Raw genomic sequence first — 14,214 nt, 5'->3', positions numbered from 1 at the left:
GCTCACTCGTCGGGCAAGGCCATGACCAGGTTGGCCAGCTGGACCCGGGAGTTGACCGACAGCTTGCGGAAGGCGGACGTCAGGTGCGTGTTGACGGTGTGCGGGGAGACGACCAGCAGCTCGGCGGCCGTACGGTTGCTGTGTCCCTCGGCGATCAGCCGCGCGACCTTCTTCTCCGAGACGGTCAGGGCCTCCCAGCCCTGGACGGGGCGCTGCTCGTCCGCCGTCCGCCGTCCGCCGGCCCCGGCACGCCGCAGATCGCGCTGGATGTGGGCCGCCGCGGCGTGCGCGCCCGCCGCGGCGAACGCGGCCTGGGCCTCGGTCAGGGCCGCCACCGCCTCGGTCCGCCGGCCCGTCGCCAGGAGCGCCCGTCCGAGGTCGGCTGAGGCCGCCGCCCGGACCAGCGGGCGCGGGCTGTGCCGGAGCAGGGCAACGGAACGTTCCAGCAGGACCGGGTCGTCGCACACCAGCCCGCGGGCGCGCGCCGCCAGCCCCGTGGCGGTGGGCACCGCCGGATTGCGCGCGGCGTGGGCCTCGGCCTGGGAGGCCAGGTCCTCGGCGAGTGCGCGGTCCGCGCCGCGCAGGGCCACGCGGATCGCGGTGCCGACCCATGTGCGCAGCAGCCGCCAGCGCAGGAAGGGCCCCTCCTGCTGCACTTGCCGGACCCGGTCGAGGGCGCGTCCGGCGTCCCCGTCGACCTCGGCATGGACCGCTTCCAGGAAGCGCACCGCGGCCGTGTTGCCCGGGTTCGGCTTGACCGCCAGCCGCTGCCGCGCCTCGGCCAGGTGCTGCCGCGCGGCCTCCCGGTCGCCGCGCAGCAGGGCGATCCGGGAGCGGATCACCCGGCCGTTCACCTGCTGGACGTGCGCCTGTACCTCGTCCTCCAGGCGCTCCATCGTCACGAAGTCGGCCTCCGCGTCGTCCAGCCGGCCCAGCTCCAGGTGCTGCTGTCCCTGGGCCCACAGCAGCATCCCCTCACGGATCCCGCCGGACTCGTCCGCCGCCTTCGCCAGCAGCCGCTCGCTGGTGTCGAAGTCGTCCATGTGCTGGTACGCGACGATCTCCTCGGGGAAGAAGGTGGGGTCGACGGCGCTGAGCGCGGTGAAGCGTTTCAGCGCGAGGGCGTTCTCCCCGGCGTTGAGCGCGATCTCCCCGAGCGCGAACAGGGCCTGGACATGGGCCTCCCGGTCGCCGGTCACGACGGCGGCACGCAGCGCGTCCTCGCCGGCCTGCCGCGCCGGTGCCAGGTCGTGCGCCCGGGACAGCGCCAGCGCGCGCAGGCCGGCCAGCCGCGCCTCCACCTCCGGGGCCGCGCCGCCGACCGCGAGCGCCGCCTCGGCCCGGCGGCGCAGCTCGTCGGCGAGGTCCAGGTTCCACAGCGTGCCGCCGAGGGCGGCATGGAGCCGGCCGAAGGTCTCCATGGGCGGCCGGCAGGCCAGCAGCCGGTCGCCGGTCGCGAGCGCCTCCCGGTTCCGGCCGGCCCGGGTCAGGGACACGATCGCCTGCTCACCCACGGCGAACCACAACGGGCGTGCCACCGGCACCAGGTCCAGCGCGCGCGTCATCAGGTCGGCCGCGAGCCCCGGCGTGACCGGCAGCACGTCGGCGGCGGCGCGCCTGAGCAGCGCCACCGCCTCCTCGTCCCCGGGCTGGGCGCCCCTGAGGATGTGCGACACCACGTCGATCGGCTGGTGGCCCGCGGCGACGAGCCGGCCCGCGGCCTCCCGGTGCAGCACCTTCCGGGCCGAGGGCGGGATGTCCACGTACACCGCCTGGCGCAGCAGGTCGTGCCGGAAGACGAGCTGGTCGCCGTCGTCGTCCAGAAGCCCCGCGCGCAGGGCCTCCTCCAGCGCCGGGAGCAGCGCGACGGACGGCCGGCCGCAGAGCGCGGCGGCGTCCTGGAAGCCGAAACGGCGGCCCAGCACCGACCCCATCTGAAGGAAGCGCAGTGTGTCGGGGTGCAGCGAGCCGAGCCTGCCGCGGACGCCCACCACCAGCCCCGGGGGCACGGGCTCACCGGAGGTGTCGGTGGTCCGCAGCCCCGCGAGCATCTCGACGGCCAGGAACGGGTTCCCGCCCGCTCCGGCGAGCAGCTCGCGCACCCGCTCGTCGACGGCCGCCCCCAGGGTGTCACCGGCCAGCTGGCCGATGGCCGCGCCGGACAGCGGGCCCAGGGACACGGTGCGCACCGGGAGCTCGTCCGCCCCGGCCGCGACGATCTCCTCCGCCGGGCCGCCGACGCCCTGCCGCTCGGTCAGCAGCCACAGCACGGGTGAGGTCCGCAGCCGGCTGGGCAACTGCTGCAGGGCGAACCGGCTCAGCGGGTCGGCCCACTGGACGTCGTCCAGGGCGATCAGCACCGGCGCGCCGCCGGCCCGGTCCTCGATCGCCTCCGCGAGACGCTCCACCAGCCAGATCCGCTGGTCGTGCCGGTGGGCGAGGTCGACCAGCGCGTCGCCGGACAGCAGCGGCCGGTCGCCGTGCAGGACGCAGGTCGCCAGCGACGACAGCGGCACGAGGTGGTGCAACTCGTCGGCCTTGCCGTAACCGACGGAGAACCCCGCTGCCTCCGCGCCGGTGACGACCTCGGTGAGGAGCGTGGTCTTGCCGATGCCCGGTTCCCCGCGGAGCACGGCGAGCGCCCCGCTGCCCGTGCGGGCCACCGCGTCGATCAGCGTCCGCAGCACTTCCAGTTCGGCCTCCCGGCCGCGCAGACCGCTGCGCGACAGCGGTCCGCCTGACCCCGCCACCTAGGCCCCTCCTGTCCGCACGCGCCGGTCAGGCCGGCGTCCCGGGGGCCACTATGACAAAAACGGCAGCTCAGCGCATTGTCAGGACGCGACGCGTGACCCGGCTCATGCCGACGCGGCCGGTCCGGCTCATGCCGACGCGGCTCGTCCGAGCGACAACGAAGCGGGGATCGCGGCCGTCCCGCCCCGGAACGGCGCGGACCACTCACGCAGGGCGGAGGCGCGCCACGCGGCGGGGGAGACCCCGTAGGCGGCCCGGAACACCCGGCTGAAGTGGGAGGCGCTGGTGAACCCCCAGCGGTGCGCCACCGCGGCGACGGTCAGGTCCGCCGACTCCCGGCGGGCCAGGTCGCGACGGCAGTGCTCCAGCCGGCGTTGCTGGATCCACCGGCTGACGGTGATGTCCTCCAGCTCGAACAGCTTGTGCAGATAGCGCACGGAGATGTGGTGGGCCCGGGCGATGGAGTCCGGCGACAGGTCCGGGTGCGCGAGGTGCCGGTCGATGTACGCCCGGATCCGCACCAGCGACATCCGGGCCCCGCTCGCCGGGTCCTCGGTTCCCCCGCCGAGCCGCTCCTCGGCCAGGGTCTGCACCAGGTCCACCACGTTGCGGGCGATCAGCTCGCCCGTCCGCTGCGGATACGTCGCCGCACTGTCCACGAGCCGGGACAGCAGCGGCGTCAGCAGGCCGCCGACCGCCGACTCGGAGCCGAGCGGAGCCGCTGTGATCCGCCGCAGCTCCGACTCGCTCAGCCCCAGCACCTCCCGGGGCAGCACGAGGGACTTCGTCAGGAAGGGCTCGGGGAAGGTCAGCTGGACGGGCCGCGCCATGTCGTAGACGAAGAGCTGCCCCGGCCGCACACGGGCCTCACGGCCGTCCTGTTCGACGTGGGCGGCGCCCTGGCAGAGCAGCATCACCACCACGTAGTCGTCGTTGCCGCCCTGCGCGATGACCCGTCGGGTGCGCGGAGCCCGCTGCGGATCGCCCTCCACGGCCACGGTCTGCATCGGGCCCAGCGGCGACGTGCGGATCGTGCCGCAGGCGACGTCGTCGGGGACGCCCGGGTCCACGGCGCCGAACGTCTGGGACAGGGCCTCACGCCAGTACGCCCGCCGCCGGTGCGCGGGAACCGTCTTCGTGCTGTGGAGGGTGCCTGGGGCCCCGGGGTCCGGTGTCGATGGATCCGACGACATGCTCTCCGCCCTTCGGCCGCTGCGCTTTCGAAAACGCAGCGTGCCAGGGTGGCCGGGTGACCACATCGCGTGAATGCGTGAGACCAGCGGTACAGGCCGGGGACCCGGCGGTTCCGCCCCGGACCGGCCGGGGCGGAAGCGCCCGGGATCGACCGGAGCGGTTCCGTCCCGGACCGATCTCAGGACGGCCGGTTCAGCGGGCGCCCGCCCAGGTGCGCCGTGCCCACTCCGCGAAGGGGGTCCAGCGGATCCGCGGGTGGGCGGCGTGCAGCGCGGGGATGTCGACGCGGTAGCCCGGTCCGTTCAGGAACGCCCACATCGCGTGCATGTCCGGATTGCCGATCGCCGCCAGCGGGACCTGCTCGTGCCGGACCTCCCGCCCGAGCGCCGAGCCGAGCGCGGCCGCCATCTGGTCGGGAGTGGGTGCGTCGCCGGCCAACTCGATGCGCCGCCCGGTGTAGGGAGCGGGGTCGAGCAGCACCTCCGCCGCGAACGCGCCGAGGTCCGGACGGGCGAGCTGCTGCAACGGCCGGTCGGGCGGCAGCGGCAGATCGAGGACGCCCTCCAGGACGCGCTCCGCTCCGCCCAGCGCGTTGTCGAAGAAGTAGGTCGGCCCCAGGATCGTGTACGGCACGTCGCCGGCGGTGAGCTCCGCCTCGATGCGCGCCTTGCTCTCGAAATGCGGCACCCCGCTGTCCTGGTCGGCCCCCGCCACGGAGCTGAACACGAGATGCGGAACGCGCTTGTCCCGCGCGGCGGCGAGGATGGCCCGCCCCTGCTCCACCTCCGCGTCGACTCCGGCCTCGAAGGGAGTGGTGAACGCGAACACAGCCGCGACCCCGCTCATCGCCGAGGCCATCGACTCACGGTCGCTCAGCGATCCCGCCACCACCTCGACGCCCCGCGCGGACAGTTCCCGGGCGGACCTCCGGCCCGGGTCACGCACCAGCGCGCGGACCCGCGCCCGGCGGCCCAGCAGCGCGTCGGTCACCGCCCCGCCCTGCCCGCCGGTCGCCGCGAGCACCAGAACCGGTTGGTCGGTCATCGAAGATCTCCCTCTTTCGTGTGCGGTGAGGGGCGCCGGCCGGAATGCGCCGCCCCTCGTAACCTTCCACCTCGGCCGTCGTACCCGGCGTCATGGCGCGCGGGTGGCCGGGACCGGCAGCGACGGCGCCACGGCGGCGAGGTCGCCCCCGAGGCGGACGACCTCGGTAGGTGGTCGTTCCAGCAGGTCCACGTCCTGGTCCTGGAGCGCGATCACCAGCGCGGTGTCGGGCAGCGCCCGGGGCAGCCCGGCCAGCAGTGCCTGGGCGGTGGGGCGGTCCAGACCGGCGACGGGTTCGTCCAGGAGCAGGACCGGGGGACGTCTCAGCACGGCCCGCGCGATGGCGAGGCGCCTGCGCTGCCCCTGGGACAGCAGGCGCCCGCCGGGGCCCACCGGGGCGTCGAGCGGCAGGGCCGACAGGCCGACCACGTCCAGTACGGCCTCCAGGGCGGTGGGGTCGGCCGAGGGGGCCGCCTGCCGCAGATTGGCCGCCACCGTGTCGTCGGCCAGCCAGTCGTCGGCCTCCACGAGGGTGACGGTCCCGGCGACGGCTCCGGCCGGCAGCCGGTGCACCGGGGTGCCGTCGAGCAGCACCGTGCCGGCGGGGGCGGGCAGCCGCCCGGCGAGCCGGCCGAGCAGCGTCGACTTGCCGCTGCCGTTGGGGCCGGTGATCAGCGTCAGGCCGGGGCCCGACAGGGTCGTGGTCAGGGTCGCGGAGGAGCCGAACAGGGGCAGGCCGGACGCCTCCACGCAGCGGGCTCCGTCAAGCGCGGTGACATGTCGCGGCCACCGGTTCCAGGGCTGGTCCGCGGGCCGCTCCGTGCTCTCGTCCACGGGTCCCTCGCCGGGCTGGTCCACGGGCTGCTCGGCGCCCCCGTCCACAGGCCGCTCCACGGGCCGCCCCGCGCCCCCGTCCGCAGGCCGCTCGTCCGCCGCGAGCGGTGCGAGGCGGTCGGCGGCGTCTCCGGCCGCGGCCAGGTGCTGGAGTAGCCGGGGCAGTCGCTCCAGCAGGTCCCAGCCCGCGGCCAGCAGCAGCACCTCGCCCACCACGACGGCGACCGGCTGGGCCGGGGCCGAGCCCAGGGCGATCACCAGGACCGCCGCCTGTCCCACGGCGGCCAGGAGTCGCAGGCTCAGCCGGCCGAGCCGTTCGGCTCGGGCGGCGGCCCACTCGGCGGACTCGACGGCCGTCACGGCGGTCGCCGCCGCCCGCCGTGCCTGGGGAACGGCATCCAGACAGCGCAGTTCGTCGAAGGCGGCCCGGCTGCCGAGCAGCACGGTCCGCAGTGCCGCCCTGGCCTCGGCGGCGGTGGCGAGCTGGGCCCGCGCCCGCCGGTGGGCGTGCCGGGCGCACCAGAGACCGGCCGCCCAGACGACCAGTTCGGCCAGCCCCAGCCGGGGCATCGCCGCCAGCAGCAGGATCTCCACCAGGCACGCGGTGACGACCGCCGCTCCCAGTGGCGCGCAGACGTTCGCGGGCAGGCCCGCCACGGTCTCCACGTCGGTGGTGAGCCGGGTGAGCAGCGTCCCGTCGCGCTGGGCGCGCAGCTCCCGTGCGGTGAGCCGGGCGGCGCCCCGGGCCGACCGGGCGCGCAGCGCCACCTGGGCGGAGAGCAGGGCCCGGTGGCTGACCAGGCGTTCCAGGTACCGCAGACCGGTACGGCCCAGGGCCAGCGCCCGCACGGCACCGGACGGATACATCCACGACCAGGTGGTGTCGGCCTGGAGCGTCACCACGGCGCAGGTCGTCAGGAACCACCCGGAGACACCCAGCAGCGCGGCACCGGCGAGTTCGCCCGCGGTCGCCAGCAGCATGCCGGTGAGCAGGGCGCGGAGCGGGACGGCCGTCCGCAGCAGCCGCCAGGCACGGCCCGGCCTCATCGGGTCCCCTCGTGGTCGCCTCGGGGGACTTTCCCGTGGTCCAGCGTGATCACCTGGTCGGCGAGGGACAGCAGCGCGGGGCTGTGGGTGGCGAGCAGGACCGTCCGGTCGCGGGTCAGGGTGCGCAGCGCGAGGATGACGCGCCGCTCCGCCTCGGGGTCGAGGTGGGCGGTGGGCTCGTCCAGGCACAGCAGCGGGGCGTCCCGCAACAGCGCGCGGACGAGGGCGAGTTGCTGCGACTGCCCGGAGGACAGGCCGGTGCCCCGCTCGCCCACCGGTGTGTCCAGCCCCTGGGGCAGTGCGGCCGCGAGGTCGGTGAAGCCGAGCGAGTCGAGGGCGTCCAGCAGATCGTGGTCGTCGGCGGTGGGCCGGGCCAGCAGCAGGTTCTCGCGCACGGTGCCGGGCAGCAGGTGTGCCGGCTGGCCCACCCAGGCGACCCGGCCGGGATCGGCGGGCACGGGCCGGCCGTCGAGCACGTGCTGCGCGCGTCCGTCGTGCGGTGCGCGCAGCCCGGCCGCCACGGCCAGCAGGGTGGACTTGCCCGCCCCGCTGGGCCCGGTGACGGCGAGGCACCGCCCGGGCGCGAGGTGCGCGCTCACCCCGTCCAAGGCCGGTGTCTCCCGGTCCGGATGCCGGACCGTCACGGCGTCCAGGCGCAGTCCCGGCGGTGTCCCGGACGGCCGCGACGGCGGGCCGGCCGGCGTCTCGTCCTCGCCCTGGGCGTCCAGGAGCGGGGCCAGCAGGTCGGCGGCGGCGGTCGCCCGGGCGCGGGCGTGGTAGCCGGCGGCCAGGTCCCGGGCGGGCGCGAAGTAGGCGGGCACCAGGACCAGGACGAACAGCGCGGCCGGCAGGCTTATGTGGTCCGGTACGAGGGGCAGCCGCAGGTAGTCGAGGAGGGCGAGCCCGCAGTAGGTGGCGACCACGGCGAGCGTGCCGGTGATCAGCAGTTCGACCCACGCGGTCGACAGGAAGGCGATCCGCAGCACCTTCTCGGTGCGACCGGCGACCTCCCGGTCGTGGCGGGCCAGCGCACCGGCCGCCTCCTCGTGCGCGCCGAGCCCGACCAGGGTGGGCAGCCCGCGCAGATGGTCCAGCAGCCGCGCCCGGTGGGTGCGGATGGCCGACAGCTGGGCGCGTACGGCGGTCTGCGTGCCCAGGCCGATGACCTTCAGGTTGGCCGGCAGCAGCGGTGTCGCCGCCAGCACGAGCAGGGCGACGAACCAACTGCGCCAGGCGATGGCGGCCAGGGTGATGCCGCTGCCCAGCAGCATGGTGGTCCGCGCGGGCACGTACTCGGTGAGCCAGTCGCTCAGCTCGTCGACCTCGCCGTCGACCGCCTCGGCCGGATCCGTGTCGTCCCCGTCGGTCCGGGCCGGGCCGTGCAGCGGCAGTGCCGACGCGACGAGCCGGACGCGCAGGGTCTCACGCACGGCCCGGGCACCCCGGGCGGCGGCGGCCTCGCCGGCGCAGAGCAGTGCGGCCCGCAGGGCCACCCCGGCCGCCGTCACCAGGGCGGGCGCCAGTACGGCGGACAGGGGCGCGCCGTGCAGCGCGTCCAGTCCGCGCTGGGCCGCCCAGGCCAGACCGCCCGCCCAGACGACGGTGCCCGCCTGGGCCGCGCCGCGCAGGAGCCCCGCGCGGCGCAGCTCAGGCCGGCCGGCGGAGGCCCATTCCCGCAGTCGTCCGGTCGCCGGGGTGCCGGCGCGGTCCGTGGCCAGTTCGTCCAGCAGCACGGTGGTGGCGGTGCTCACGGAGTGCGCTCCGCCTCCGCGTCGAAGCAGCCGGACCGCAGGTCACGGCGGTCGGTGGCGATCCACGCGGCCAGTGCGGCCCCGGCGAGCACGGTGACACCGAGCGGGCCGATCCACTCGGCCACCCCGCCGAAGACGTCCTGCGACAGGGCCGTCGCCAGGATGCCGAGCACCACCAGCAGGATCCGGCGCAGCACGGTCCGCACGGTGCCGGAGGGCGCGGGAGGAGCCACCGGCGGGCGCGGTACCGCCCGCAGCGGCGGAAGGACCTGTTCCACCGGATCGGCGTACTTGCCCCGGAAGCTGCGCCACGCGTACACGTTGTAGGCCAGGACGAACGGCATGCACAGTCCCACGCCCAGCACCAGGAAGAGCTGGGAGGAGTGCGGGCTCGCCACCTGGTGGACCGTCGACGCGGGCGGGACGACCACCGGGGCGGTGAGCGCCACCAGAGCCAGCAGACCCGCGGCCGTCAGGGTGGCCACGGCGGCGAACGGCCGCCAGTCCGGAGCGCGGCCGAAGCCCGACCACGCGACCGCTCCGGCGCCGACGGCCACCGCGACCGCGAGCCAGAACGGTACCGCCCGCAGCGGCTCGTCCAGCCGGAGGTGCTGCGGGTCGGCGCCCGGCAGCAGCAGGCCGAGCACGACCGCCAGGGCCGCCGTGGCCGCGAGCAGCGCCCGTCCGGTGCGGCGGGTCCGCGACCGGGACCAGCCCTCGGTCTTGTCCTGCAACCAGGCGGCCCCGGCCAGCAGGTAGACGACGACCAGACCGAGCGCGCACAGCAGGCTGTAGGGGCTGAGCCAGTCGAAGGCCCCGCCCGTGAAGCGCCCGCCCTCCTGCCGGGGGCCGGTGAGCACCGCACCCAGCACGAGACCCTGGCAGACGGCCGCCGCGAGGGACGCCCCGCCGAACAGCAGCGCCCAGCCGCGCCGGTAGCCGCCGGCCGCGCTGTGCATCTCCAGGCCGAGCCCGCGCAGGATGACGGCGATCAGCATGCCGACGAGCGGCAGGTAGACGGCGGGCAGTACGACGGCGTAGGCGCCCGGCAGACCGGCCCACAGGACGACTCCGGCCAGGATGATCCAGCTCTCGTTGGCGTCCCAGGCGGTGGCGACGATCTCGCCGTACTCCCGTCGGCGTTCGGGCCCCGCGGCCAGGCTGAGCATGCCCACCCCGAGGTCGTAGCCGTCGAGGACGACGTACATGCCGAGCGAGAAGAGGGCGAGGGCATAGGCGGCGTACTCAAGCAACGAGGGCCTCCGGGACGTCGGGCGCGGCGGGCCCGGTGGGCAGTGGCTCGGGGCCGGCCTTGACCGTACGGACGATGTAGCGGACCCAGATGGCCAGCAGGGTGACGTAGAGCAGGACGAAACCGGCCAGGGTGGCGGCGACTTCGAAGATGCTGAGGTGGGAGACGGCGTCGGCGGTGCGCAACTGGCCGTAGACGACCCAGGGCTGGCGGCCGGTCTCGGCGACGATCCAGCCGCCGGTGATGGCGATGATCCCGGCCGGGGTCATCCACACCATCCAGCGCAGGAAGCGGGGGGAGTCGAACAGGCGCCGCCGCAGGCGCAGGACGACGCCGGCGAAGGCCGTGGCGAACATGAGCAGCGCGGTGAAGTACATCGCGCGGAAGCCGTAGAACGTGGTCCACATGTTGGGGCGTTCGTCGGGCGGGGTCTGGAGCAGTCCGGGCGTGTTGGTCTTCCCGCTGAGGTCCTGGGCGATGACCGAGCCGAGGTAGGGGACCTCGACGTGCAGCCGGTTCTCGCCCCGGTCGGTGTCGGGCACGACGAGCAGGTTGTAGCCGTTGTTGTCGCTCTTCCAGTTGCCCTCGAACGCCTCCAGCTTCGGTAGCTGGTGCTGGCCCATGAAGACCGCGGTGCCGTCTCCCACGTAGAGCTGGATCGGCATCAGCACCCCGAGCACCCCGAGGGCGATGGACAGGCACCGGCGCGCCATGGGCTGCGCGGTGACCCGGTTCTTGACCAGGTACCAGGCGGAGATCCCGCCGACGAACCAGGCGGCGCTGATCAGCACGGCCAGCAGCATGTGCGGGAAGCGGTGGGCGAAGGCGGGGTTGAGCAGCACGCTCACCCAGTCCTCGGCGTGGAACTGGCCGTCCACCTTGCGGTAGCCGACCGGGTCCTGCATCCAGCTGTTGGCCGACAGGATCCAGGTGGTGGACAGCAGGGTGCCGAAGGCAACCATCCAGCAGGCCAGGGCCATCGTGCGGGGGCGGATCCGCCCGTCGCCGTAGAGCATCAGGCCGATGAAACCGGCCTCCAGGAAGAAGGCCGTGATCACTTCCATGCCGATGGTGACGCCGATGACCGGTCCGACCGCGTGGGCGTACGTCCCCCAGTTGAGGCCGAACTCGAAGGTCATGACCGTACCGGCGACGACGCCCAGGCCGAAGCCGACGGCGAAGATCTTCTTCCAGAACCGGAAGATCTGGAGGTACAGCGGGTTTCCCGTGCGGACGTACACCGTGTACACGACGGCGAGGAGCACGGACAGGCCGACGGTGAGCGCCGGGAAGGTCATGTGGAAGACCGCGGTGATCGCGAACTGCCAGCGGGACAGTTCGACGACGGCGGGCGAGGCCATGGGTACTCCGGGAGCGGGGCTGACGAGGGTGTGGGGCGGGCGGGGGCGCGCGGCCAGCGGGATCGGGTCCGTGCTGACGGACGCCCCCGCCCGTTCCGCCGTGGGCGGTCCCCGCCGGGCTCAGGAACGGACGAGCGGGGTGTCCACCAGGTGCTCGGCCAGGAACCAGGCCTGGAGTTCGCCGGTGCGGATGATCTGCGACACCAGCAGGTCGTTGGTGCCGTCGTCACCGAGCTCGACGGTGCGGGCAGCCGCGTCGTGGGCCTCGGTCAGGATGGTCTCGTGGGCCTCCAGCAGACGCGAGAGCATCGCCGGGACCTCCTCGACACCGTCCGGCGGGCGCGGGATCGACGTGATCTCGGCGACGTGCCGCGGGTCGCCCACCGCGACGCCGCCCAGGGTCTGGACGCGCTCGGCGAGGGTGTCGACCAGTTCCAGCTGCTCGCCGGCGTGCTTGTCCAGGAGCAGGTGCAGCTGGTAGAAGGTCGCGCCCCGCATGATCCAGTGGTGCTTCTTGTAGAGGCCGTAGAGGATCTGGGTGTCGGCCAGCACCTTGTTCAGGCGCTGGCAGGAGTACATGCGCGCCTCGTAGGACAGGGCGATGGGGAACTGCTTGACGGTTCCGAACTCCTGGATGACCGCGCCCTTCTGGTGCAGCCAGGGCTGGCTGCTCGGGGGCTGGGTTCCGGTGGTCATGACGTGCCTCCTGCGGATGGCGTGCTTGCGTACGTGGTCGACGCTAGGTGCCGAACCGGGGGGCGCGTTGCCCGGGAGTGCACGCATTGGTGCTCGTCAGCGCACCGGGCGGCACATCGGGCGGGTCACTCGCTGCCGGCCGTGAGCTGTTCCACGACACGGTCGAGGTCGATGTGGCGGTGCTCGGTGCCCGGCGGCACCAGTACCTCGGTGCGGTGCAGGAAGGCCGTGACGGAGGCGCTCGCCAGGTCCAGCAGCGCCGATCCGGCGCGCGTCCTGAGCAGGACGCGGATCGAGCCGGGCCGGCCCTGGTGCCGCGGGTAGACCACGACGTCCCCGGACCCGCTGGGCCGGCGCAGCCCCTGGGCGAGGAGCGAGCGGGCGAAGACCCATTCGACGCAGAGCGCGGAGGGCGCGCCCAGGGACAGGCACACGGCGTAGGGATCCGCCGCGGAGTACCTCAGTTCGGCCGGGACCGGTATCGGCAGTTCGCCGGCCACGGTGACGCGGACGCTGGTCTTGCATACGATCGGGTCCTCGTCCGCGGCCCCGGCAGGATCGTGTCTCATGCCGTCCCCCTGTCTGCGACGGTTCGCTTCGGTGTGTCGGCCCGCCCTCTGACGGGCCGGGGTGCTGACGACGGTACGGCGGGTCCGGGGGAGCGGCTTGCCGACGAGCGCACGGGTTGTTGTCCGATGAAGAAGCGCCTCGGCGCGGCCCGTGCGTGCGGCGCGCGGACGGTTCGCGGGGATGGCGGGGGCCCTGTCCGCCTGGCGCTCGGGCCGGTCCGGCCGGATGATGGTTGAATGTAGAACAATTACTGGGTGGAGAGGTGATCCCGATGAGCAATGTCGAGACGGAGCCCGTCGAAGTGCGCTGCGGCACCGAGGAGGACGGCGGGCCGCCGGCCGGGACGCCGCGGGTCGACGTACTGACCCCGCGTGACGTGCCCCTGGGCGGCCCCCGCGCGATGACCGTGCGGCGCACACTGCCGCAGCGCGCCCGGACTCTGATCGGCGCCTGGTGCTTCGCCGACCACTACGGCCCCGACGACGTCGCCGAGACCGGCGGGATGGACGTCGCCCCGCACCCCCACACCGGGCTCCAGACCGTGAGCTGGCTCTTCAGCGGGGAGATCGAGCACCGCGACAGCCTGGGCAGCCACGCCTTCGTACGGCCCGGCGAACTGAACCTCATGACCGGCGGGTACGGCATCAGCCACTCCGAGGTCTCCACCCCGCGCACCACCGTCCTGCACGGCGTCCAGCTCTGGGTGGCGCTGCCCGAGGAGCACCGCGCCACCGCCCGGGACTTCCGGCACCACGTCCCCGAGCCCGTGACGACCGACGGCGCCGAGATCCGGGTCTTCCTCGGCTCCCTCGCCGGCAGCACCTCCCCGGTGCCCGCCTTCACGCCCCTGCTCGGCGCCGAGATCGTCCTGGAGCCGCACGCGTCGGTCACGCTCGCCGTGGACCCCGGCTTCGAGCACGGACTCCTGGTCGACCAGGGAGCCGTCCGCCTCGCCGACGTCCTGCTGAAGCCGGCCGAGCTGGGCTACGTCCACCCGGGCCCCGGCACGCTGACCCTGACCAACGAGTCGGACGACATCGCGCGGACGGTCCTCCTCGGCGGAACTCCCTTCGAGGAGGAGATCGTCATGTGGTGGAATTTCATCGGCCGGAGCCACGAGGATATCGTCAGGGCCCGCGAGGAATGGCAGAACTCCTCCGATCGCTTCGGCGCCGTCGAAGGATATCCGGGAGACCGTCTTCCCGCCCCCGTCCTGCCGAATGCCACCATCACTCCGCGCAGGAATCCGCCGCGTCACTGACGCCATCCGAAAGGCACCCCATGAGTCAGCCTTCCACAACCCCCGTCGTCGAGCGTGTGGACGCCAGGAATCGCTACGAAATACTCGTCGACGGCAAGCGCGCCGGGCTGACCGCCTACCGCGACCGCGACGCGCAGCGCGTCTTCTACCACACCGAGGTCGACGAGGCCTTCGCGGGACAGGGCCTGGCCTCCCAGCTCGTCCAGGAGGCACTCGCCGACGTACGGGAATCCGGGAAGCGGATCGTGCCCGTCTGCCCGTACGTGGCGAAGTTCCTCAAGCGGCACGAGGAGTTCGCCGACCTCGTCGACCCCGTGACGCCCGACGTCCTGCGGTGGCTGGAGACCGAACTCGGCTGACCGCCGTCCTCCGGCCGCCGGCCCTCCCAGGGCCGGCGGCCGGCTGTCCGGGCAGCGCACCACTTCTGGCCTCACAGCGCACACTGCCCGTGTT

General features: G+C 74.1%; 11 protein-coding genes. 2 read left to right on the top strand and 9 right to left on the bottom strand.

Going from position 1 to position 14,214, the window contains the following annotated elements; all coding sequences use genetic code 11:
* Positions 1 to 2: 2 nt before the first annotated feature.
* From AQJ11_RS08125 to AQJ11_RS08085, 9 genes are all read right to left on the bottom strand, one after another.
* Positions 3 to 2,750, bottom strand: a complete 2,748-nt coding sequence (locus AQJ11_RS08125) for an ATP-binding protein (protein ID WP_059262402.1) — start codon at positions 2,748 to 2,750, stop codon at positions 3 to 5.
* A 129-nt stretch (positions 2,751 to 2,879) separates the two neighbouring features.
* Positions 2,880 to 3,944 (bottom strand): helix-turn-helix domain-containing protein, encoded by a 1,065-nt coding sequence (locus AQJ11_RS08120; RefSeq protein ID WP_244218155.1) that lies wholly within the window; start codon positions 3,942 to 3,944, stop codon positions 2,880 to 2,882.
* A 193-nt stretch (positions 3,945 to 4,137) separates the two neighbouring features.
* A complete protein-coding gene (locus AQJ11_RS08115; protein ID WP_014676892.1) occupies positions 4,138 to 4,989 on the bottom strand; it encodes an NmrA/HSCARG family protein in 852 nt (283 codons plus the stop codon).
* Between the two features lie 90 nt (positions 4,990 to 5,079).
* Positions 5,080 to 6,870, bottom strand: coding sequence for an ATP-binding cassette domain-containing protein (locus AQJ11_RS08110; protein WP_059262401.1), 1,791 nt, complete (start codon positions 6,868 to 6,870; stop codon positions 5,080 to 5,082).
* Positions 6,867 to 8,621, bottom strand: a complete 1,755-nt coding sequence (locus AQJ11_RS08105; RefSeq protein WP_059262400.1) for an ABC transporter ATP-binding protein/permease — start codon at positions 8,619 to 8,621, stop codon at positions 6,867 to 6,869. Before AQJ11_RS08105 ends, AQJ11_RS08110 begins: the two co-directional genes overlap by 4 nt.
* On the bottom strand, positions 8,618 to 9,874 hold the full coding sequence (locus AQJ11_RS08100; protein ID WP_059262399.1) for a cytochrome d ubiquinol oxidase subunit II: 1,257 nt from the start codon (positions 9,872 to 9,874) through the stop codon (positions 8,618 to 8,620). The genes AQJ11_RS08105 and AQJ11_RS08100 overlap by 4 nt, the downstream gene beginning before the upstream one ends.
* Entirely contained in the window at positions 9,867 to 11,234 is a 1,368-nt protein-coding gene (locus AQJ11_RS08095) for a cytochrome ubiquinol oxidase subunit I (protein WP_058083356.1), read from the bottom strand. The genes AQJ11_RS08100 and AQJ11_RS08095 overlap by 8 nt, the downstream gene beginning before the upstream one ends.
* Positions 11,235 to 11,354: 120 nt before the next feature.
* Complete coding sequence (locus AQJ11_RS08090; RefSeq protein ID WP_058083357.1) at positions 11,355 to 11,930, bottom strand: Dps family protein; 576 nt, start codon at positions 11,928 to 11,930, stop codon at positions 11,355 to 11,357.
* 125 nt (positions 11,931 to 12,055) lie between these two features.
* Positions 12,056 to 12,499: an SsgA family sporulation/cell division regulator gene (locus AQJ11_RS08085; RefSeq protein ID WP_015493427.1), complete on the bottom strand. Its 444-nt coding sequence runs from the start codon at positions 12,497 to 12,499 to the stop codon at positions 12,056 to 12,058.
* A 272-nt stretch (positions 12,500 to 12,771) separates the two neighbouring features.
* Here AQJ11_RS08085 and AQJ11_RS08080 point away from each other — a divergent pair, with 272 nt between their 5' ends.
* Positions 12,772 to 13,761: a pirin family protein gene (locus AQJ11_RS08080; RefSeq protein ID WP_014676899.1), complete on the top strand. Its 990-nt coding sequence runs from the start codon at positions 12,772 to 12,774 to the stop codon at positions 13,759 to 13,761.
* A gap of 20 nt (positions 13,762 to 13,781) precedes the next feature.
* A complete protein-coding gene (locus AQJ11_RS08075) occupies positions 13,782 to 14,120 on the top strand; it encodes a GNAT family N-acetyltransferase (RefSeq protein ID WP_059262398.1) in 339 nt (112 codons plus the stop codon).
* Positions 14,121 to 14,214: the final 94 nt, after the last annotated feature.

It is taken from the genome of Streptomyces corchorusii (genome assembly GCF_001514055.1).
Classification (GTDB): domain Bacteria; phylum Actinomycetota; class Actinomycetes; order Streptomycetales; family Streptomycetaceae; genus Streptomyces; species Streptomyces olivaceoviridis.
The sequence above is the reverse complement of the archived record's forward strand: the minus strand, read 5'-3'. Positions and strand labels throughout refer to the sequence as shown.

What these genes read in the sequence shown, in the direction of transcription:
- AQJ11_RS08120 (WP_244218155.1), bottom strand. Translation starts at nt 3,944, where the DNA reads ATGTCGTCGGATCCATCGACACCGGACCCCGGGGCCCCAGGCACCCTC.
- AQJ11_RS08115 (WP_014676892.1), bottom strand. Translation starts at nt 4,989, where the DNA reads ATGACCGACCAACCGGTTCTGGTGCTCGCGGCGACCGGCGGGCAGGGC.
- AQJ11_RS08110 (WP_059262401.1), bottom strand. Translation starts at nt 6,870, where the DNA reads ATGAGGCCGGGCCGTGCCTGGCGGCTGCTGCGGACGGCCGTCCCGCTC.
- AQJ11_RS08095 (WP_058083356.1), bottom strand. Translation starts at nt 11,234, where the DNA reads ATGGCCTCGCCCGCCGTCGTCGAACTGTCCCGCTGGCAGTTCGCGATC.
- AQJ11_RS08090 (WP_058083357.1), bottom strand. Translation starts at nt 11,930, where the DNA reads ATGACCACCGGAACCCAGCCCCCGAGCAGCCAGCCCTGGCTGCACCAG.
- AQJ11_RS08085 (WP_015493427.1), bottom strand. Translation starts at nt 12,499, where the DNA reads ATGAGACACGATCCTGCCGGGGCCGCGGACGAGGACCCGATCGTATGC.
- AQJ11_RS08080 (WP_014676899.1), top strand. Translation starts at nt 12,772, where the DNA reads ATGAGCAATGTCGAGACGGAGCCCGTCGAAGTGCGCTGCGGCACCGAG.
- AQJ11_RS08075 (WP_059262398.1), top strand. Translation starts at nt 13,782, where the DNA reads ATGAGTCAGCCTTCCACAACCCCCGTCGTCGAGCGTGTGGACGCCAGG.